Genomic DNA, 19,985 nt, shown 5'->3' with positions numbered 1-19,985 from the left:
CGACTGGGTAGAATCCCAGCCGGCTAACAGCCATGCCAGAAAACAACACGTCCAAACAACCCCGGTTGAAAAATCAACCCCGGCTAATCCACCCGCGAGGTTGACAAACTATATAGGAACACCCCCCCGCGCAGATAATAATTATATTCGCAGTTAAACTGCGGTATTGGTAGCTGCCATTCCACTTTGAGTGATATCGACCTCACCGCCCCCTTACGGGGGCTCTAGCAGCCTTGCCCAGGCACATTGGTGGCAACTATCTCACTGCGAAACGCTTACCAAGAGCGCCATGCAACCACCAGCACAACCATTAACACTGTCAATATCGCCAGGTAGACGTGAATCTTCATGGGCAACCACTGGGGCGCGGCAAGAAGGTACCTCAGGACAATCCCGAAGCCATATATTTTCTCGGTCTTTAACAAACTCCAGATAGAAAGCTAACATCCCTAGGTTTCTTGGCGGGGCTCTCTAAGAACGATCACCAGTAGTTTTCGCGGCACGAAGGAGCGCCGCATAAGCGCCGTCGCGGGCCAGCAGCTCAGCGTGGGTGCCGCGCTCGGCCACGCGGCCGGCGTCGAGGACGATGATCTGGTCGGCATCGCGGATAGTGGACAGGCGGTGCGCGATGACCAGGCGGGTGGCGTCCGCACCAAGCACTGCCTCCTGGATGGCGCGCTCCGTCTCGTTGTCGAGGGCGGAGGTGGCCTCATCCAAGATGAGCACCCGTGGTTGGCGCAGCAACGTGCGGGCAAGCGAAAGGCGCTGCTGCTCACCGCCGGAGAAGCGGTAGCCGCGCGAGCCCACCACTGTGTCCAGACCTTCCGGCAGCGCGGCGATGACCTCGTCCACGCGCGCGGCGTTAAGCGCCGCCCACATCTGTTCCTCACTCGCATTCGGCTGCGCGAAGAGGAGGTTCTCCCGCACGGTGCCATGGATGAGGTAGGTCTCCTGGGAAACCACGCCGATGACCTCCGCGCGCTGCGCCGGCGGAATGTCACGCAGGTCTACCCCGCCCAGGTGCACGGTGCCTTCGGTTGGGTCGGCCAAGCGCGCCAGAAGGGCGGCCACCGTAGACTTACCGGAACCGGTATGCCCCACCAAGGCGGTGGTGGTGTGGGCTGGGATGTGCAGGGAGACGTCGGAAAGCGCGTCGGTGTCGGTGCCGGGGTAGCGGTAGGAGACGTGGTGGAGGGTGAGGGAGGCGTCGGCAAGCTGGGCGGGCTGGGTGGCCTCAGTGAGTTCGGGCTCCAGGTCTAGGTACTCGAAGATGCGGCTGAACAGCGCCATGGATGCCACCCACTGCGCGCCCACGTTGAGCAGGCCGGTAATCGGGCGGAAAATCTGGGTCTGCAGGGTGGAAAAGGCGATGAGCGTGCCAATCGTAATCCCCGGGCGCAGGCCGGCAACGAGATAAATCAGGGCCGGCATAACGCCAAAGATGATTTGGGTCAGCGCCATGCGCCAGCGCCCGGCTAATTGGGACTCGAGCTCCAAGCGGATGAGGGAGCGCGAGGTCTTCTCAAACCCGTCATAGACCCGCTCCTGCGCGCCCAGCGTGGCCGCCAGGCGCATGCCGGAGACCGACAGGTTCTCCGAAATGGTCTGCTGCAACGTCGCCTGCGCGCGGCTGTTTTTCTCCATGAGGCTGCGGCGCAGCACGGCGGCGCGGCGGGTCAGCCACACTGCAGGCGGCAGCACCAGCAAGGACAGCAGCGACAGCGTGGGTGAGAGCGCCACCATCGCCACCAGCGTGGCCACCGTCATGGTGAGGTTGCTGGCCACGGACGTCGCGGTGGTGGTCACCATGCCACGCATCGCCGCGATGTCATTGGTCAGGCGCGACTGAATCTCACCGCCGCGGTTGTTGGTAAAGAACTGCAGGGACTGGCGCTGCAGGTTGGCAAAGACCTGCGTGCGCAGCTCGTGCATGATGGTGTGCCCCACCCGCGCGGATAAAAAGGACTGGATTACGCCGATAGCCTGAGAGACCACGGTGACGGCGAGCATGCCGCCGACGAGCCACAGCAACAGCGTGGTGTCGTGTTCGGGAATGGCCTCGTCCACGGTGCGGCGTACCAGGAAAGGCTGCACCACCGTCAGCCCGGAGGTGGGGATGATGAGCGCTACCACCAGCAGCAGCGTGCCGCGGTGCGCGGCAAAAAGGCCGGCGACGCGGCGGAAGGCAACCGGGTGCTGGGCCAGCTGATCGACGTCCGCTGGGTCCTTCACCGCAGTGTGCATCGGCCGCGTCATGGCTTAACCGCAGGTAACGATGGGCTGCGGGTCATAGACCGTGGTGGTGGTCTCCCGGGAGATTTCCTTGCCGGAGAGGTCCTTGATCACGCGGGTATCCGAGGTGGTGAAGCCCGGCGTGCCAGACGACGGCGAGCAGTCCTCGCTCACCGACTTGCGCTGCGGCTCGGTCTTGGCCCAGCGGCCGTTGTTGATGGACTCGACCTCGACTGTCTTCACGCCCTTGAAGCGCACGGTGATCTCGCTGCCGAAGTCAGTCTCGATGCGCACCGGGTGGTTCGAGGTGTTCTTGAACTGCAAGTCAATCGCGCCTTCATAAACGGTGGCCTCACGGCCGGCCGGGTAGCGCGAAATGTAGTAGGAGTGCGGGGTATGCGCGACGTCCTCCATGCCGGCGAAGTACGCGGCGTTGTAGAGCGTGGTGGCGAACTGGGAGATGCCGCCGCCCACGGCGGTACCGGCGTGGCCGTCGATAATGATGCCGGATTCCACGTAGCCCTGCGCCGTGCCGCGCGGACCGGTGTAGCCGTTGAGGGAGAAGGTCTCGCCCGGGTTGACCACGGCACCGTTGACCTGCTGGGCCACCAGCCGGATATTCGTGCCGGAGGCCCCGGAAAAGCCGCCGGTGGAGAACTCGGACACGGTCTCATCGAAGGTGGCCTTCTCCGCCATCTCCGTGGTGAAGTCCGCGGGGTCCGGATTGTAGTCGGCGTCCCACTCGCGGTCATCCTCGCTGGTGACGCGGTCCTCGAATCCCTCGAAGGTCTTCTCCCAGTCGATGATGGAGCCATCCACCGAGGGCGTGATCTGCCTGTCATTGCCGCTGAAGGAAATCTTGGCGTTAGTACCAGGCACCTCGGAGCCTTGCATGCGCTCTTGAAAAAGCTCGCGCGCGCGGTCTTTATCCACCTTGAGGCGCAGCTCGCCGTCTTCGGCGGCGATGGAGACAAATTGGGAAATCTCCGGCTTGCGCAGGGTCCCGGCAGTGTTGTTCTCGCCCTTCAGAGTGAGCGGGTTATCCAGCGCGCGGGCGGCATCCCCGGTGCGCATGGCCTCAATCGCTTCATCATTAATCTGTGGCTCCACCACCATCGGCTCAACCTCAACGCCCTCGGGGTCGAGCCAGTGCTTGACGACGCCCTCGTGCAACTCCCCTTCTTCCACCGCCTGGCCGAGCTTGGGCTTGGTCTCTTTGAGGGAGCCGTCGATAAGCTCTAGGTTTCCATCCTCCGGTTCGACCTTCAGCTCGTTGCCGACGCGCTCGAGCTCCCCGGAAAGCTGGCCCTCATCGACGTCCACGGCGACAGGGATCTCCTGGGTGGGCTTGATGAAGCTGTACAGGCGCGAGAAGGGGTTCAGGGAGGCATCAGGAATGCCATCGACGGCCTTCTGGTAGTTCAGGCTCAGGCCGGAGTCTTGGGGGATAAGCTGCGAGCTTTTCTCCCCGGCGCGAATGTCCACGGGCTGGGCCGCGACATCCCCGAGTTCCTGCTCCAGCTTCTCCACCGCGGCGGTGCGCTCCATGCGGGAGATGTCCACGCCGCCGACCGACGTCGCGCGCGGAACCTTGTGCTGGTTGGCCATCACGTCCCATGCATAGGCGATGCCGGCGATGAGTAGGAGGCCGACGAGCACGCCAAGGGTCACCTGGAGTCCCTTGCGTCGCTGCTGCCTGTGTCCGATTGCCTTTTTCACGTGTACGAGATTAACGTCTGCCAGCTAGTTTTTACTAGTCGCGCTCCTGCTGGGCCACGACTTCGGCGGCCGCGTCGATGACCGCGTTGATGTCCTCGTCGGTGGACCACAGCGGCATATCGGCCCCGGCGGCGAGGGCTGCGGCCACGGCCTCCGGCACGCTGAAGTTCTCCGAGATGGAGGCCATTCCTCCCAGGTCATCGGTGTAAATCGTGCCCTCAAAGCCTAGCTCCTCGCGGGCTAGCTGGTAGGCCCGCGGGTTGAGGGAGGCCGGCTCCTCGCCCAGCCCAGGAACCACGAGGTGGCCCATCATGAGCGCTGCTTCCGGAGCTTGCGGGATTGCCGTGTGGAATGGCACGAACTCGCGGTCATACAGGTCTTCCAGGGGCGGGGTAACGGCCTCACCCAGGTGCGTGTCCCCGGAGGCGCGCCCGTGGCCGGGGAAGTGCTTGAACACGGCCTTCACGCCGGCAGCCTGCAGCCCGCGGGCAAAGGCCGCGCCATACTCGCCGGCGGCCTCCGGGTCGGTGGAGAAGGCGCGGTCGCCGACGACCTCCAGGTCTCCCCCATCCACGTCAAGCACCGGCGCGAAGTCCACCGTCACGCCGTGGGCGCGCAAGCTGTGCCCGATTTCCGTGGCTAGGGCCTCGACCTCTTCTGGGCTATGGCCCTCCGCCATGGCCTGCGGGGAGGGGTAGTCGCCCAAGATTTCGGAAAAGCGCTGCACGCGCCCGCCCTCGAAGTCGATGGAGACCTCGAAGTCGCGGCCCATTTCCTCGCGCAAAGCGTTCACTCCCCGCGGGCCATCGCTGAGCAGCTCGGGGTCGGCCCAGCTCGGGATGAAGAGCCCACCTACACCGGCTTCCAGCTTCGCCCGGGCATCCTCGTAGTTCAGTGCCGGCGGCATGAGCTTGGCGGCGGCGCGGGCGCGAACATCCTCGGGCGCGGCTTCCTGTGGTGTCGAGTCCCCCGACGCGGCGCTAGTGGGCGCGGCGCTGGTTTCGCTGGGCGGGGCGTCGGAAAGCACAGGCTCCTCACTACACGCGCTCAGCGCACAGGCAGCACTCAACAGGAAGGCGGGCATTGCTTTTCTCATGCCCACCAGTGTGCCCGAAGCACCCGCGCGGGCAACACCCGGTTGTTAGGATGGCCACATGAATAACGGAGAGACCATGCTCATTGCCTATGACGGCTCCGATCGCGCCGACCGCGCCCTCGAATACGCCGCGCGGCTTCTACGCCCCACCGACGTCGAAATCCTCACCGCCTGGGAGCCCTCTGCGCGCCAAGCCGCCCGCGCGGTCAGCCGGACTGGGCTGCACCAGTCCACGGTCTCGCCGGACAGCGTAGAAGATGATCCGGCCTATGAGGAGGCCTTGGCTATCTGCCGCCAGGGAATCGCCAAGGCGGAGACCTTGGGTTTGCGGGGCCATGCCCACCTGGTGGAATCCGTGACGACGATTCAGAGCGCGATTGTTGACGCCGCCCACGAACTCGACATCGACGTCATCGTCACCGGAACCCGCGCGCTCACGGGCTTCCGCTCCTTGTGGACGAATTCCACGGCGGAGTACATCGTGCGCAACGCCGGTCTCCCAGTCTTCATCGTGCCGCCGGAGAACGACGATGAGGACGACGCGGAAGAAAGCGACTCCTAAAGGCAGCTTTTAGCTGCTAGAATCTGGCGCCATGGCATTCGACAGCGATTCACTCAACAAGCGCACCCTGGGCCCGGCCCTGGGCAGCGCGGTCGTTGGCGTAGCGCTGGGGGTCGTGACCATCCTGGGCATCGCGCAGTTCTCGCAGGCAGATGCCGTTCCAAACGATAATTCCGTCAAGGCCTCCGACGCCGTGATGGGCGGGCCGGAGTACGGCTCCCGCGAGTAAGCGTGCGCGCACGCATCGGGGGGCTTTTCTTTTTAGCCCTCGTGGTACTTCTGCAGCCGTGGGGGCTGACCGCTGCTGATACCAAGCACGATCTGGTGGCCAACCCGGCACGTTTCTTAGGCGCCGCCCTGCATGCTTATACCGATGCTTTCACGCTGGGCCAGCTGCAAAACCAGGCCTATGGCTACCTCTTCCCCCAGGGCTTGTTTTTCCTGCTGGCGGACCCACTTCCGGATTGGATAGCGCAACGTGCCTGGTGGTTCCTGGTCCTGGCGGTGGGCTTTCTGGGCTTCTTCCGCTTGGTCCGCACAGAGCTTCCCGCCGCGCCGGGCTATGCCGCGCTGATGGGCAGCCTCCTCTATGCGCTCTCCCCGCGCACGCTGACCACGCTGGGTGCGATTTCCTCAGAGACCTGGCCGGTCATGCTGGCACCCTGGGTGCTGCTTCCTTTCCTGCGGCCGGGCCGCCTGTGTTGGCGGGATGCCGCGCCCTCGGTGGTGGCGGTGGCCTGCATGGGGGCGGTCAACGCCACGGCCACGCTGGCGGCTTGCCTACCGGCGGGTGTGATTCTGCTGTGGCGGCGCGCGGGCAAGACTGGCCTGGTGTGGTTGGCCGGATGCGCTGCGGTGTCCGCGTGGTGGATTACCCCGCTGCTCATCCTGGGCCGCTATGCCCCGCCTTTTACGGAATTCATCGAGTCCGCCGGCGTGACCACGCGCTGGCTCAACCTGGCGGAAATTCTGCGCGGCACCACCAGCTGGGCGCCCTTTGTGGATACCGAGCGCGTTGCCGGCAACGAGCTGGCCACCGAGCCGGTCTTCGTGCTTGTCACCGTGGCCGTGGCCGCCCTGGGTCTTATGGGCCTGGCCCGGCTGCCGCGCGAGTGGGCCTTCATGCTGTTGGTGGGGGTGGCCGTGCTCGGCACGCATGCCACCTGGTACCTCGACGCGCTCGATGGCCCTCTGGCCGCGCTGCGCAACGTGCACAAGTTCGACCCGCTGGTGCGCATCCCGCTGGTTCTCGGCGTGGCCGCGATTGCCGCCCGGGTGAGGTTGCCGCGGACGTTGGCACTGGGGCGTCGTGAAGCAGCGGGCCTTCTGGTGTGCCTCGTGGTGATGGGCGCGACCGCCCCGGCGTGGGCGGGCAGGCTACTGCCGAAGGGGGCCTACGAGGAGGTGCCCAGCTATTGGCAGGAGGCCGCTTCTTTCATGAACAGCCTGGATACGCGCGTGCTCATCTACCCACCGGCGTCCTTTGCCCGCCAGGACTGGGGGTGGACGCGCGATGAGCCGGCGCAGCCGCTTCTCGACGTCCCCTGGGCCGTCCGCGACGCCGTTCCCCTCATCCCGCCCGAGGCAATCCGTGGTCTGGACGGTGCGATGGCGCAGATCGAACGCGACCCTGCCACCGCGCCCTTAGTGTTGCAACGCCTAGGCATCGGGGCCGTCGCGGTGCGCCACGACCTCATGTCTGGTTCTTCGGACCACATCCCGGGCGAGGTCCACACCTTCGGGGAGGTCGACGTCGTCGTCTTCGACCGCGACCTCTCCATGAACTTGGCGCCTGCGGATCCGCCGCGCGTGGCGGGCGGTGGGGAGTCGCTCGCGCTCCTCTCCGGCCCTCACGAGCTCGTCTCCTCCGACGCGGACATCGTCACCGATACGCCTGCGCTGCGCGACCGCAACTACGGCACGCTTTCCGGCCCGGTCTCCGCGCCGCTGGCCCCTGATGACCCTTCCACCGTGCGCAATCGACTGCGCGATTACCCTTCCGCCGGCCCGCTGACCCAGGTGGTGGAGCACGATGGTCGCGTCACCGCGTCCTCCTCTGCCGCGGATGCTTCTGCCTTCGGCGGGGCGAACCCGGCGCGTTCTCTTACAGCGGCCGTCGACGACGAGAACTCCACCGCGTGGTGGCCCGCGCCCGGCGATTCCGGTTGGCTGGAGCTGCACTCCGATTCCACGTGGACCTCGCCCACGCTGCGGCTGATGACCACCGGCACGACTGAGGTCACCATCCACAACGGCGACTCCAAGGTGACGGTCACCATGGAGGCCTACCGCGCCCGCGATATCCGCGTGCCCGGCGCGAAAGCCTCCACCATCCGCATCGAGCCGCAGCGCCGCACCGGAATTGCGGAAGCCTCCATCGTGGATCAGCCCACCCCGCGGCGCATCGTCACCGTGCCCGATACCTCGCCCGATGCCGAGCAGTTCCTCTTCCAGCAGGACAACGAGCACATCCTCATCCGCTCCTTTACTACCCCGCGCGACATGACGGTGCGGGTCTCCGGTGAGAAGACAGTGCTTATCGACGGCTCCCCCCACGCCCCCAACTCCACCCTCAACCTGCCCGCCGGTCAGCACCTCCTGCGCACCACCGGCGACTGGGCGGCGCTGACCGATACCGCATCCTCCTTGCCCGATCCCCTCCCCGCCTCCTCGCGTGCAGCTTCCGAGGACAAAACCGGTTCCTCCGCGGACCCGGCCGCCGCCGCTGCCGACCCATCCGACACCGGCTATACCCCGCTCGCTTCCGGCGGCAACCACGACTTTGCTCGGCTCACCTCTGGTGAGCCCATCGAGCCCGCCGACCACGACCGCCTTCTCATCACCGGCCGTGCCTTCAACGAGGGCCTGCGCGGCGAGCTGCGCTCCCCCAGCACAGCCGCGGTCTCGACGTCAGGTTCAGCAAAAGACTCAGCACAAGATTCAGCACCGGCCTCCAGCGCGGAACCACTGCCCCTCGAACCGCGCTCCATCGATGCCGACACGCAAGCCTTCCTCATTCCCGCCGGTGCCGATGGCACCTTCCACATGTCCTTTGCTGCCGACCGCGCTTATCGCGTGGGCTTGGGCCTCGGCGGCGCGCTCGCCGCGCTGACCACCGCGCTGTGCCTGCTCGTCATGACCCGCGGCCCCCGCCCTCACTCCGCTTCCCCCGCCACCTCCGCTGCTTCCCGAACGCTCTCCCCCGCTTGTGTTGCCCACTCGTCCACCTCGGCGCGTGTCCTTCTGGCCCTACTCATCGCGGCAACGATGGCGCTCGTCGCGGGTCTGCCCGGTGTGGCCGCCGCTGCCGCGGCGTGGGCTATTACCCGCTGGACCACGCTGCGCCCCGACTACTTGGCGGGCGCGCTCACCTTAGCCGCGGGCGCGATGCTCGCCCGCGCGCCCTGGCCCGCGGAGGGCTACGCCGGCGATTCCCTGCTCGTGCAACTGCTGTGCGCCGCGGCTATTACCTGCGCCTGCCTCCCACCCCGCCGCGCCTCTTAGGTACCCAGTCTCACCGCATATGGTTCCCCTCAAAAGGCATTAGTCAGAAGGTGTCTTTGGGGTCAAGGAAACCATCTGCGGCGATGTAAAAGGTTTGTTTGGGGGCAAGGAAACCGTTTGACTAATGCCTTCTGGAAAATGCCATGTGTGAAGTGGCGTCTACGACCCCACCGAACCGGCGGAATCAGTCGAGCCAGCGGCGCTGGCGAGGGATCCGGAGCCCACGGTAGCGGAATGGGATCCGGAACTGGCAGAGCTCGCAGAAGCGGAGCCGGCAGGGCTATCTGCCTGGCGCGGTAACGAACGCGGAAGGGCGATCCGGCCGCGAGTAAAGGCGAAGGAGCGGATGAGGTCGCGGCCGGGGACCTCGACAAGCACATAGGTCGCAGCAGACAGCACACAGCTGAACACCACCGTAAAGACCGAAACCACCACGAAATCCCCGGCAGCGCCCGAGAAGGCAGACACACCCAACAGCGGGAAGGCAATGGCCAGCACGGCCACATGCCACATGAACACCCCATAAGACCAGCGGCCCAGCGCCCGCATCCACTCGGAGGCCAGCCAGCTTTCGCGAGGCGCCAGCGCTACCGGCACCACGATGCAGGCCCCGCACACAGCGCCCACCGCGATGCGGCGCGCAAACTCGCCAGGCTCAGGATGCACCAACCCCTGCGGGCCAAACCACTCGCGACTCGCCAGCCACACGCAGCCCGCGGCCACCGCCCAGCAGACCGGACGCACAATCCGCCCGGCGCGCAGGCGTACCTGCGCGGCCTCCGCCTCCGCGGCCAACATTCCCACCGCGAACCACGAGAAATACGCCGGCGGCCAAATCTGAGTATTGACATCCCCGGATTCATAACCGGCTACGAATGGCAGGAAGCCCCAGAACAAACTCAGTACGCCAGCAACCGCAAGAAGCACAACCCTTAAACGCGCAGAAAACCTATCCAACAACCACGCCAACAGTGGCAACACCGCGTAGAAAGCGAACTCCACGCACAACGACCACAATTGCGTTAACCCGGGAACCAGGCCGTCAGCAATATAGAGCTGTGTACCGGTCAGGTTGGTGATGACTTGCGGGAGGGTTAAGGGGGAAGCGTCGGGAAGCAAGGCGAGCACGACCACCACACACACCAGATACAGCGGCGCCAAGCGCGCCACGCGGGAGAGCACGTACTGCCCCGCCGTGTGCGCGTGCCGCCGGCGCCACAGCAAGAAACCGCTGAGGACGAAGAAGACCGCCACCCCATAATCCAGGCGCTCAGCCCAGACCCAGCCGGTGGCCGTCTGGAAGGACACGTGCGTGATCACGACCGCCAACGCTGCCAGCGCACGCACGCCTTCGAGCTCAGGGAGAAAGCGCATGACCCACTACGATACTATTTCTGCAGTGAATCCCTCGACCGATCGGAGCTGACGTGTTCCTTCGCTCCCGCCTAGCGCAGGTGACGATTGCCGCCGCGGTGTTCCTCCTACTCGGGTCCATCCTTCCGCCGCTGTATAACAACCAGTCCCGCCCGCTGCCTAGGGACCTCGACATCACGGTCCACGCGGAACAGGACGGGGTCGAGTTCACCCGCCACACCACGACCGCCTCTGCGGAGAAGGATTCGGTGGCTCGCGCACAATCCACCACCACGCTCACCTTGGATGGCGACACCGTCGCGCACATCACCGAGGAATCCCTGCTCAACCGCGAATCCACCTACCCGGTGGCGGGCCCGAACACGACGCAGAATATCGAGCTTCCCGCCCTTGACCTGCAGGTGGAAGACCAGGTCGAACGCGACGGCATCAGCTATTTCTTCCCCGCCGGGGCGGAACAGCGCTCCTACCCTTTCTTCGACCCGCTCACCCAGGACGCGGAGCCCATCGATTTTCTGCGCGATGAGAAGCTCGACGGCATCCCCACTTACGTCTTCCGCCAGGATGTCGCGCCGGTTTCGCTCGCGGAGGTCTTCGACCTCGATGCTCGCCGCTCCGGTCCAGCGGGCGATTTCTACTCGCCCGAATCCCTGGAACGCTACAACCTCAAGCCGAAATCGCACGTCATCCTCGAGCCCTTCTACGCGGTGAGCCGCACCGTGTGGGTCGAGCCCACGACCGGCACCATCGTCAACGAGGAGGAACACCCGCGCATCTTCTGGGCCACGGATGCAAGCCAGGCCCAGGCCATGGTCGACGCCGATGACACACAAGAACGCGCGCTTCTCGACGTCCCCCTCTCCTGGTCCGATTCCACCCGCACCGAACGCCTCGACTCGGTTCGCGGGGTCATCGACACGGTCAAGGTCTTGAGCCTCATCGGCTGGCTGGGCAAGGCCATCGGCGTGGCATTGTTGGCGGTGGCGGCCGCGATGTTCATGCGCCGTCATGCCGCCCAGAGCGCGTAGGCGCCCGTGACTACGTCCCTTGCGACGCGCGCCGCCCTCGGTGCGTGGGGTATAGCGCTCGTGCTCGCGGTGTGTTGGCCTTTCTTACTACCCGGCGAGTTCCTGTGGCGCGACATGGTGCTGCTTGATACCCCAGCTCTGAGCGCCTCTGCCTTCGGTGCCGGTGACTTGCCCGCGCGCAACGCACCACAAGACGGGGTGCTGGCCCTGTTCGGCGGAGCGTGGCTGGCCCGGGTTTTTATCCTTGCTGCTGCGAGTGCCTCGGCGTGGGTGGCGGGTCGATGGGCGTGCCAGCACACACAGTTCAGCCCATGGGCAGCAGCCGCGGCGATGGCGTGCGCGGTGGCCAATCCTTTCGTCATCGAGCGCCTCCTGCAGGGCCAGTGGTCGCTGGCGGTCGCGGCCTGGTTGGCGCCCGTGATCGCGTGGGGTTGCCTCCATGCGCGCCCGCGCGTGGCGTGGCTGGCGCTGTGGGCCGCGTCCTTGACGCCCACCGGCGGGCTCTTCGGGGGCCTCATCGCGGTTGCCTGTGCGCGCGAAAAGCGGTGGCTCTTCGCTGGCGGCTCAGTCTTGTTGTGGTTGCCGTGGCTGGTTCCAAGCCTCGTGGGCGGTATTCTCACCGCCCCTGCCGCTCCCGGCGACCCCGCCGCCCAGGCCGCGGCCTTCGCCCCGCGTGCGGAGGCCTACGTGGGGGCGGTTGGCTCACTGCTCGGTTTCGGCGGCATCTGGAACGCCGCGGCCGTGCCGGCCTCCCGCGAGCACGGCTTCGCCCTAGCAGGCCTTGCCGTGGCCACCCTCGCCGTCCTGGGGGCTGCCCGCCTGCCGCGCCGCGAACTGCGCCCCCTCGCGATCCTGGCGGTTCTCGGCATGGGCCTGGCCATCCTCGGCGCACTCGCCCCCGGTCTCATCGCCTTCGCCGTGGAGCACATCCCCGGCGCGGGCCTGGTGCGTGATTCCTCCAAGCTCACCTTTCTCGCCCTGCCGCTGGCCGTCGCGGGAATCGGAGCCCTGCACCAGCTTCCCGCAGCGCTCGCCCTGTGCGCCTGCTTGCTCCAGGCACCCGATGCACCGCGGGAACTCGCCGTGTTACGCCCACGCGAAACGGGCATCGACCGCAAGCTCATCGAAGACCTCGACGGCCGCCTCACCTTCTTCGCCGACCGCCCCGCCATGATTACGCTCGACGGCGGCATCGCCCTCGACCCCTACTCCAAAGCCGCCAACAAACTCGACTCCGGCGAGCTCACCGTCGACGGTGTGACAGTGGATGAGCCATCGCCGCGTTACCTCGCAGCCGCCGAGGCCTGGACCAACCGCGACCTCGACCGGCTGGAAGAGCTCGGTGTGGGCGCGGTCGTCGAGGACGGCCGCATCGCCGCCACCACTAACGCGCAACCGGCACCCGCCCCGTGGGGGCTTAGCGCCGCCTGGTGCGCACTTCCGCTTCTAGCAGCTCTTCGAAGCGCGCACCGGTTTTCCCCCACGAAAAAGTAGCCGCCAACTCACGTGCAGCCTCGCCCAAACGGCGGCGGAGGGAGGGGTCGACGACAAGCATGCGCACCGCCTGCGCGAACTCCTCCTCGCGCTGCACCAGCAGGCCGGTCTCGCCGTCGATGACGCTGTCTTGCAGGCCAAACGCATAACCTACCGTGGGCACCCCATGTTGGGCCGCCTCCATGACTGCCAAACCCCAGCCTTCTTTTCGAGACGGCATGAGGTGAACATCAGCGCGAGCGAGCAGCGCATGCTTATAATCCTCCGTCACCTGACCACGGAAGCGCACGCGCTCCTCCACCCCGTGGGTGCGCGCATACTCGCGCAGGTGGGATTCCCACCAGCCGGAACCGATGACGTCGAGAAGCGCGCCCGGAATCCGCGCCACGGTGTCCATCGCGTGCTCAATCTGCTTATGCGGCACCAGGCGTGACAGCGTCACCAGGTGGATGTCAGCCTCGCGCTCCAAGGTGGGCACGTGAGACGGCAGGGGGTCCACGCCGTTCTCAATGATGTGCGCGCCGTGAATCCCCAACTTCTCCAAGTCGCGCTTCGAGGCCTCCGAGACCGTCACCCACGTGTTGCGGCGATACAGCGCGGGCACCACGCGAGATTCCAGGAACCACCCCAGCCGCGCCAGCACGGGCCCGGCCACCGGCCACTGCTCGCGGTGGCAGTGATGCGTCAGGATCACCACGGGCGCGCGGGTGGCCAGGCGCGCGAAGAAGGGAATGCCGTTGTGGGTATCCACCACGACGTCAGCGCCGCGCGCACCAAACAGCATCCACAACAACGCACGCGGATACACGCTGAACTTGGCCCCGGCGCGCGAATAAAGCACGCCGTTGCGGCGCTCGCGCTTGGCGGCGTTCATGTGGCGCGCGCTGCGGAAGACCACCTCGTGGCCCTGAGCAGCGAGGTATTCCCCGACGCGCTCGAGGTAGCGCTCGGAGCCGCCACCTTGCGGGTGGGTGGAATCGCGCCAGCACAAAAGAAGGATTTTCATGACGATGCTTTAGCCTAGTGGGTTATGAAACGCACTCGTGCCTTGGCCACACTGCGCCGCTCCTGGCGGCTGCTGCGCTCCTTCCGCTTTGAGCAGTCAGCGCCCGCGGTCTTTTACGGCGGCTTGGCTGAGGACACCGCTGCGCTTATCGACGCCCTTACCCGCGACCACTCCCTCTCCCTCACCGGCGCGCGCGTACTCGATGTCGGGGGCGGGCCCGGTTATTTCGCTTCCGCCTTTGCCCAGCGCGGGGCCAGCTATGTGGGGCTGGAGCCCGACGTGGGCGAGATGGCCGCCGCTGGCATCGAAGTGGCCCAAGCCGTACGCGGCGATGGCACGCGCCTGCCCTTTGCGGATAGCACCTTCGACATCACGTATTCCTCCAACGTGGCCGAGCACATCTCCAACCCGTGGGACATGGGCGAGGAGATGCTGCGCGTAACCAAGCCCGGCGGGCTGGTCATCCTCAGCTACACGGTGTGGCTGGGGCCTTTCGGCGGGCACGAGACCGGTTTGTGGGAGCACTACGTGGGCGGCGCTTTTGCCCGCGACCGCTATACCCGCCGCCACGGCCACCCGCCGAAGAACGTCTTCGGCACCTCGCTCTTCGCACTCTCCGCACGCGAAGGCCTGGACTGGGCGCGCGGCGTGACGTCGCAAGGCTCGCAGCTCCTCGCGGCCTTTCCTCGCTACCACCCTGCCTGGGCCTGGTGGGTGACCAAGGTGCCGGTGCTGCGGGAGTTTGTGACCTCCAACCTGGTCATCGTCCTGCGCGCCTGATGGCTGAGTCAGCCTTAGTCGAGGCGCCTGCGCAGAGAAGCCAGCCAGAGCGCCACGCCCACGGCCGCGAAGTACACCAGCGCCCCGTCACGGCCCCAAGGCGGGAATAGCGCCACGTCCTGGCCGGTAGCGAAGACGCCGTTGAGGAAGGGCAGCCAGCCGGTGAGGCGCGCGCCGCCGGGGATGAGCCACAGCGCGTTTTCTACCAAGAGCGCCCAGACCGTCAGCGCCGCGATGCTCAACGCCGGGGAGCGCAGCAGCCGGCCCAGCGCCACACCGTAGCCCACCGCCAGCCACGCGTACACCGGGCCGAGAGCCACCATGCGCAGGCCCGCGAAGAAGTTCACCTGCCCATAGAGCACCGGGAAGAACGTGGGCAGGAGCAGCAGGCACAGGCTGACGCTGAGCAGTGTCGCGGCCGCCGCGAGCGCGCCCAGGAAGCACCAGCGGGCCAGCTGATCCAGCCCTGACCACGGCGCCGCCGCACGCAAGACCCGCGATCCGGCGGTGGCCTGCGCCCACGCCCCCAATGCCGCAAACACGATGCTGCCCAGGTAGATGGGCCAATACGCCGCATTAGTAGTGTCCACGGACTGCGCCTGAAGGATGCCTCCCGCGGACTGGACGTGCTCCGCCACCGCTGCCACCCCGAAGGTCACCGCCAGCGGCAGCGCAAACCCCAGCGGCACGGCGACCCGCACCAGCGGGCCGCGCGCCCCGCCCAGGCGCACGGACTCGGCGCGCAGGCTTATCCGCCAGCGTTGCCACGCCTTCATGCCCGTGCCCCTAGCTCCGGGATCAGCGCCGCCACGGCGGATTCGAGGTCGGGGGCGCCGGTGGAGGCGATGACGTCCTCAAGGGAGCCGTGGGCAAGAGCCGTGCCCTGGCTGAGGATGGTTACCGAGGCGTCGGCAACCTCGGTCGTGGCCTCCACCTCGCGCAGGTGATGCGAGGCCACGATCACGCAGCGACCCTCCTCCGCCCACGCGGCAAGCAACTCACGCAGCCACCACACGCCCTGGATATCTAGGCCGTTGAGCGGCTCATCCAGCACAATGTTGCGCGGGTTTCCCGCCAAGACGCTGGCGATCCCCAGGCGCTGGCGCATGCCCAACGAGTAACCTCCGATGGGGCGCCGCGAGGCCTCCTCGAGCCCGACGGCCCGCACCAGCGCCTCCGCCTTTTCCACCGGCGCGCCTGCGAGGGCGCACATCCACTGCAGGTGGCGCAGGCCGGTGTGCTGCGGTGAGAAATCTTCTGCGCTCAAGTAGCTGCCCACGTGGCGCAACGGATAGTCGGTACCGCGCAGCTCCCGCCCGTCCACCAGGACCCTGCCGCCGCGCGGGCGCAAGCTTCCGGAAAGGCAGCCGAGGAGCGTCGACTTTCCGGTGCCGTTAAGCCCCACGACGTAATTGATGCGGCCATCAGCGAAGGTGCAAGAAAGGTCGCGCACAGGCGCGGCTGTGCGGCGCGAGCCATACCAGTGGCTCAGGTTGTCAACGTCAATCACGCCGCCGCCTTAAAACGCGCCCGCGATGGGCAGGCCCACCGCATCGATGCCGTTGCGCAGCGAGTTCGTGGCCAGCTTCCAGCGCCCGTCGAGGTAGCGGAACTCCACCCGCAACGAGATCGTGGGACGCCCGGCCGAGCTCGCGTTGAGCGTGGCACTCGCGGTGTTCCCCTCCACCGTCAGTGGCCCGCTAATCCGCTTCCAGCCCAGCGGCGGACGGAATATCCCCAGGTTGTAAATGGTTCTCGGCACCACCGTCCCCGGCAGCCCAGCCTCGAGGTTGTGTGCCTTGTCCGCATCGGATCCCGGCGTGGCCACGAGCGCGTGCAGGACGCCGTTAAGGTCATCGAGCGTCGGCTCCGGGTTAGTAGCCGCAAAGCTCGCGCTGAAATCCCCACTGGGGTACCAGCCGGTGTTGGGGTCCTCCACCGTCTCATCCACCGCCTGCTCTGGCGCTGGGTCTGCCGCTTGATTCTCCTGCGGTGCCGGTTCCAACGCCACAGCGGGGGCGTCCTGCGCAACGCTTGGCGACGCCGCGGACGCCGCCGTTGTTGGCGCCGTTGTTGGCGCCGTTGTTGGCGCCGTTGTTGGCGCCGTTGTTGGTGCCGTTGTTGGTGCCGTTGTTGCCGCAGCCGCCGGCGCTGCGGAGTCGCTGCTCGCGGGCACGCTCGGTTCGGCTGGCTGCGTCATCGCGGCACCCTGGGCTGCCGCCTGTTCCCACTTGCCTTGGCTGAGCTGCACGCCGAAACCCAAGACCAGCGCAGCGGCGACGCAACTGCTCACCACAGATACGCCAACCGTGGGCCAGCTGATCCCACGTGGGCGGGCCTCCATCACGCCGTCCGGCACGCCGCCGGCAACGTCACCGCTCTCACCGAAACTCATTGAGCAGCCGCGGCCGGCTTGGTCAGCACCACGCCGATGGCCTGCAGGTTGTCGCTGTACTTGTTGAACACCGAACGCATCGCGAAAACGCGGCGGCGGGCGTCGGGCATGCGCAAGACGTTAAAGGCGATACGCGCCACGCCCAGCACACCCTCGTCTTGCAAGTTGCGCTTGGCGCGCAGCAGCGCCATATCTGCATAGTGGCGCTCAGTCACCTCGAAGCCAGCCTCCCGTGCCACGCCGTCCCATTCCTTTGTGGTCAGCGGGCGGGCGTTGACGCGGATGGACGTGGCCAGCGCGCGGCGGATCTCGAGCTTCTGGGCGTCGTCAAGCGTGTCCGGCTCCAGGCACAGCTCATGGATGACATACCTGCCGCCCGGGCGCAGGATACGGAACGCCTCCGCCATGATCGCGGCCTTCCCCTTCTCGCCGTGCATGGTGAGCATGGCTTCGCCAAAGACGACATCCGTGCTGTTATCCGGCAAACCCGTGGCCTTGGCGTCATTGACCACCACGGTAGCCGAGGAAGCGCCGGCGAGGCTGGCCTTCGTGCGCGCCACGGCATCAGGATCCTCGTCCACGCCGGTGTAGCTGCGCGGGCCTTCCGCCACGATCTGGCGGGCAGTGAGCCCGAGTCCAGGGGCCAGCTCCACCACGTCCTTGTCTTTCAGCTCGGCGGCGTCGATTAGCGTGGTGGTCATCTCCAGCCCGCCGGGGCGCAACACCTTCTTTCCCAGGCGGGCGAGGAGCCAGTGTCCACCAACCTCGGAGTCGGGACGATCGTGCATGGGCAAAGAAGAAGTTGTCATACACCCAGAATATGCGAGACTTTCTCCATTTAAAAGGTTACCCTAACCTTATTGTGGCCAACCTAACATGCCAGAACGCGGCGACGCCCCACCACCGCTGGGTGGAGGGGCGTCGGAAAGCAGCGGCGCGGAAAGCGGCGTTAGGAGGCAGCCTCAACGCGCTCCTTGAGCGCCTTGAACTGGTCCCACACCTCAGACGGCACGCGGGAGCCCAAGAAGTGCAGGTATTCCTTGTTGTCTTCCATGTCGCCAGCCCAATCGGCCGGGTTCACGGCAAGGGCCTCGCGGACGTCCTCGATGTCGAAGTCTAGGCCGGTGAGGTCGATATCCTCCGGGCGGGCGGTGTGGCCCACGACGGTCTCGACGGCGTCGACGTTGCCCTCGATGCGGTCCACAATCCACTTGAGAACGCGGGAGTTCTCGCCGAAGCCCGGCCACAGGAAGCGGCGGTCCTCGCCGCGGCGGAACCAGTTCACCAGGAAGATGGCCGGCATACGGTCGCCGCCCTTTTCGCCCATGTCAATCCAGTGCTGCAGGTAGTCACCGGCGTTGTAGCCCATGAACGGCAGCATGGCCATCGGGTCATGGCGCAGAGCACCGACCTTGCCCTCAGCGGCAGCGGTCTGGCCAGAGGAGAGCAGGGCGCCGATCATGGTGCCGTGGTTCCAGTCGAAGGCCTGGGTCACCAGCGGGACGGTGTCCGCGCGGCGGCCGCCGAAGAGGATGGCATCAATCTTGACGCCCTTCCAGTCATCAAACTCCGGAGCGGCAGACGGGCACTGGGTAATCGGCACGCAGTAGCGGGAGTTCGGGTGTGCAGCCTTGGTGGTCGACGCCGGAGTCCAGTCATTGCCATGCCAGTCGATGAGGTGCTCCGGGGCCTCGCCCATTTCCTCCCACCAGACATCGCCGTCGTCGGTCAGCGCGACGTTGGTGAACAGGGTGTTGCCCGGCTCCATCGTCTTCATGGCAATCGGGTTGGAGTCGTAGTTGGTGCCCGGCGCAACGCCGAAGAAGCCGTTCTCCGGGTTGACGGCGTACAGGCCGTCCTCGCGCAGCTTCAGCCAGGCGATGTCATCGCCCACAACCTCAGCCTTCCAGCCCGGGATGGTCGGGGTGATCATGGCCAGGTTGGTCTTGCCGCAAGCAGACGGGAAGGCGGCCGCAATGTGGTACTTCTTGCCCTCCGGGTTGGTGAGCTTCAGGATGAGCATGTGCTCCGCCATCCAGCCCTCTTCCTTCGCCATAACGGAAGCGATACGCAGCGCGTAGCACTTCTTGGCCAGGATGGCGTTTCCGCCGTAGCCGGAGCCGTAGGACCAAATCTCCTTGGTTGCCGGGAACTGCGTGATGTATTTCTTCTCGTTGCACGGCCACGCGACGTCCTCCTGGCCCGGCTCCAGCGGAGCACCGACGGAGTGCAGAGCGTGGACAAAATCGCCGTTCTCACCAATCTTGTCCAGAGCCTGCTGGCCCATGCGGGTCATGATGCGCATAGACAGGACAACATAAGCCGAGTCAGTCAGCTGAACGCCGAGCTTGGGGTCCGGGTCGCTGATGGGGCCCATGCAGAAAGGCACCACGTACATGGTGCGGCCCTTCATGGAACCGCGGAAGGCCTCGGTCATCTCTTCCTTCATGGCTGCCGGCGGGGCCCAGTTATTGGTCGGGCCTGCGTCCTCCTCAGTCTCAGTGCAGATGAAGGTGCGGGACTCCACGCGCGCGACATCCGACGGGTTCGAGCGCGCCAGGTAGGAGTTCGGGCGCTTCTCCTCGTTGAGCTTAATCAGGGTGCCCTTCTCCACGAGCTCAGCGGCGAGGCGGTCCGCCTCCTCCTGGGAGCCGTCTACGAAGACAACCTCTTCCGGCTGGAAGAGCTCGACACTCTCACTGATCCACGAAATGAGCTTCTCATTCTTCGTGGGCAAGTCACCTACAAGGCCTGGAATAGTTGCGGTCATTTCATATTCTCCTGTGTTCGGTGGG

General features: G+C 66.1%; 16 protein-coding genes. 6 read left to right on the top strand and 10 right to left on the bottom strand.

Features of this window, described 5'->3' with window-relative positions; genetic code table 11:
* Window positions 1–471 precede the first annotated feature (471 nt).
* From FME68_RS10590 to FME68_RS10580, 3 genes are read right to left on the bottom strand one after another with little or no spacing between them, the layout of a single operon-like run.
* The gene (locus FME68_RS10590) at window positions 472–2,256 is read right to left on the bottom strand and encodes an ABC transporter ATP-binding protein (protein WP_158397522.1); all 1,785 of its coding nucleotides are present in this window, start codon (window positions 2,254–2,256) and stop codon (window positions 472–474) included.
* A 3-nt stretch (window positions 2,257–2,259) separates the two neighbouring features.
* Window positions 2,260–3,951, bottom strand: coding sequence for a VanW family protein (locus FME68_RS10585; protein ID WP_328287818.1), 1,692 nt, complete (start codon window positions 3,949–3,951; stop codon window positions 2,260–2,262).
* Between the two features lie 34 nt (window positions 3,952–3,985).
* Window positions 3,986–5,047, bottom strand: a complete 1,062-nt coding sequence (locus FME68_RS10580; RefSeq protein ID WP_158397520.1) for a glycoside hydrolase family 3 N-terminal domain-containing protein — start codon at window positions 5,045–5,047, stop codon at window positions 3,986–3,988.
* A 58-nt stretch (window positions 5,048–5,105) separates the two neighbouring features.
* Here FME68_RS10580 and FME68_RS10575 point away from each other — a divergent pair, with 58 nt between their 5' ends.
* From FME68_RS10575 to FME68_RS10565, 3 genes are read left to right on the top strand one after another with little or no spacing between them, the layout of a single operon-like run.
* Complete coding sequence (locus FME68_RS10575; protein ID WP_158397519.1) at window positions 5,106–5,609, top strand: universal stress protein; 504 nt, start codon at window positions 5,106–5,108, stop codon at window positions 5,607–5,609.
* Between the two features lie 31 nt (window positions 5,610–5,640).
* A complete protein-coding gene (locus FME68_RS10570) occupies window positions 5,641–5,838 on the top strand; it encodes a DUF2613 domain-containing protein (RefSeq protein WP_010188604.1) in 198 nt (65 codons plus the stop codon).
* A gap of 2 nt (window positions 5,839–5,840) precedes the next feature.
* Window positions 5,841–9,113 (top strand): alpha-(1->3)-arabinofuranosyltransferase domain-containing protein, encoded by a 3,273-nt coding sequence (locus FME68_RS10565; RefSeq protein ID WP_328287817.1) that lies wholly within the window; start codon window positions 5,841–5,843, stop codon window positions 9,111–9,113.
* A gap of 159 nt (window positions 9,114–9,272) precedes the next feature.
* On the opposite strand, the gene FME68_RS10560 is transcribed toward FME68_RS10565, so the two are convergent.
* A complete protein-coding gene (locus tag FME68_RS10560; protein ID WP_158397518.1) occupies window positions 9,273–10,487 on the bottom strand; it encodes an acyltransferase family protein in 1,215 nt (404 codons plus the stop codon).
* A 53-nt stretch (window positions 10,488–10,540) separates the two neighbouring features.
* Between FME68_RS10560 and FME68_RS10555 the strand changes: the two genes are divergently transcribed.
* Together FME68_RS10555 and FME68_RS10550 are read left to right on the top strand one after the other, a co-directional pair.
* Window positions 10,541–11,515 carry a PorA family protein gene (locus FME68_RS10555; RefSeq protein WP_328287816.1) on the top strand — a complete coding sequence of 325 codons (975 nt, stop codon included), beginning with the start codon at window positions 10,541–10,543 and terminating at the stop codon, window positions 11,513–11,515.
* 6 nt (window positions 11,516–11,521) lie between these two features.
* Complete coding sequence (locus FME68_RS10550; protein WP_230308977.1) at window positions 11,522–13,009, top strand: MmpA family trehalose lipid delivery protein; 1,488 nt, start codon at window positions 11,522–11,524, stop codon at window positions 13,007–13,009.
* Here FME68_RS10550 and FME68_RS10545 read toward each other — a convergent pair.
* Window positions 12,933–14,015: a glycosyltransferase family 4 protein gene (locus tag FME68_RS10545; RefSeq protein ID WP_158397517.1), complete on the bottom strand. Its 1,083-nt coding sequence runs from the start codon at window positions 14,013–14,015 to the stop codon at window positions 12,933–12,935. The two genes, FME68_RS10550 and FME68_RS10545, sit on opposite strands and share 77 nt — an antisense overlap.
* A 24-nt stretch (window positions 14,016–14,039) precedes the next feature.
* Between FME68_RS10545 and FME68_RS10540 the strand changes: the two genes are divergently transcribed.
* The gene (locus tag FME68_RS10540; RefSeq protein WP_158397516.1) at window positions 14,040–14,795 is read left to right on the top strand and encodes a class I SAM-dependent methyltransferase; all 756 of its coding nucleotides are present in this window, start codon (window positions 14,040–14,042) and stop codon (window positions 14,793–14,795) included.
* Between the two features lie 14 nt (window positions 14,796–14,809).
* Here the strand turns inward: FME68_RS10540 and FME68_RS10535 are convergent, their stop codons facing one another.
* From FME68_RS10535 to FME68_RS10515, 5 genes are all read right to left on the bottom strand, one after another.
* Window positions 14,810–15,571: a hypothetical protein gene (locus tag FME68_RS10535; protein WP_102233461.1), complete on the bottom strand. Its 762-nt coding sequence runs from the start codon at window positions 15,569–15,571 to the stop codon at window positions 14,810–14,812.
* Window positions 15,568–16,305, bottom strand: a complete 738-nt coding sequence (locus FME68_RS10530; protein WP_049156956.1) for an ABC transporter ATP-binding protein — start codon at window positions 16,303–16,305, stop codon at window positions 15,568–15,570. Before FME68_RS10530 ends, FME68_RS10535 begins: the two co-directional genes overlap by 4 nt.
* Before the next feature lie 9 nt (window positions 16,306–16,314).
* A complete protein-coding gene (locus FME68_RS10525) occupies window positions 16,315–17,190 on the bottom strand; it encodes an MTB12 C-terminal domain-containing protein (protein WP_158397515.1) in 876 nt (291 codons plus the stop codon).
* On the bottom strand, window positions 17,187–17,999 hold the full coding sequence (locus tag FME68_RS10520) for a class I SAM-dependent methyltransferase (RefSeq protein WP_158381444.1): 813 nt from the start codon (window positions 17,997–17,999) through the stop codon (window positions 17,187–17,189). Before FME68_RS10520 ends, FME68_RS10525 begins: the two co-directional genes overlap by 4 nt.
* 140 nt (window positions 18,000–18,139) lie before the next feature.
* Window positions 18,140–19,960: a phosphoenolpyruvate carboxykinase (GTP) gene (locus tag FME68_RS10515; protein ID WP_158381443.1), complete on the bottom strand. Its 1,821-nt coding sequence runs from the start codon at window positions 19,958–19,960 to the stop codon at window positions 18,140–18,142.
* Window positions 19,961–19,985 lie beyond the last annotated feature (25 nt).

This window comes from Corynebacterium hiratae (genome assembly GCF_009708045.1).
Taxonomy (GTDB): Bacteria; Actinomycetota; Actinomycetes; order Mycobacteriales; family Mycobacteriaceae; genus Corynebacterium; species Corynebacterium hiratae.
The sequence above is the reverse complement of the archived record's forward strand: the minus strand, read 5'-3'. Positions and strand labels throughout refer to the sequence as shown.

Coding starts and splice junctions, on each gene's coding strand:
- FME68_RS10590 (WP_158397522.1), bottom strand. CDS start 2,256: ATGACGCGGCCGATGCACACTGCGGTGAAGGACCCAGCGGACGTCGAT.
- FME68_RS10580 (WP_158397520.1), bottom strand. CDS start 5,047: ATGAGAAAAGCAATGCCCGCCTTCCTGTTGAGTGCTGCCTGTGCGCTG.
- FME68_RS10575 (WP_158397519.1), top strand. CDS start 5,106: ATGAATAACGGAGAGACCATGCTCATTGCCTATGACGGCTCCGATCGC.
- FME68_RS10570 (WP_010188604.1), top strand. CDS start 5,641: ATGGCATTCGACAGCGATTCACTCAACAAGCGCACCCTGGGCCCGGCC.
- FME68_RS10560 (WP_158397518.1), bottom strand. CDS start 10,487: ATGCGCTTTCTCCCTGAGCTCGAAGGCGTGCGTGCGCTGGCAGCGTTG.
- FME68_RS10545 (WP_158397517.1), bottom strand. CDS start 14,015: ATGAAAATCCTTCTTTTGTGCTGGCGCGATTCCACCCACCCGCAAGGT.
- FME68_RS10540 (WP_158397516.1), top strand. CDS start 14,040: ATGAAACGCACTCGTGCCTTGGCCACACTGCGCCGCTCCTGGCGGCTG.
- FME68_RS10535 (WP_102233461.1), bottom strand. CDS start 15,571: ATGAAGGCGTGGCAACGCTGGCGGATAAGCCTGCGCGCCGAGTCCGTG.
- FME68_RS10525 (WP_158397515.1), bottom strand. CDS start 17,190: ATGAGTTTCGGTGAGAGCGGTGACGTTGCCGGCGGCGTGCCGGACGGC.
- FME68_RS10520 (WP_158381444.1), bottom strand. CDS start 17,999: ATGACAACTTCTTCTTTGCCCATGCACGATCGTCCCGACTCCGAGGTT.
- FME68_RS10515 (WP_158381443.1), bottom strand. CDS start 19,960: ATGACCGCAACTATTCCAGGCCTTGTAGGTGACTTGCCCACGAAGAAT.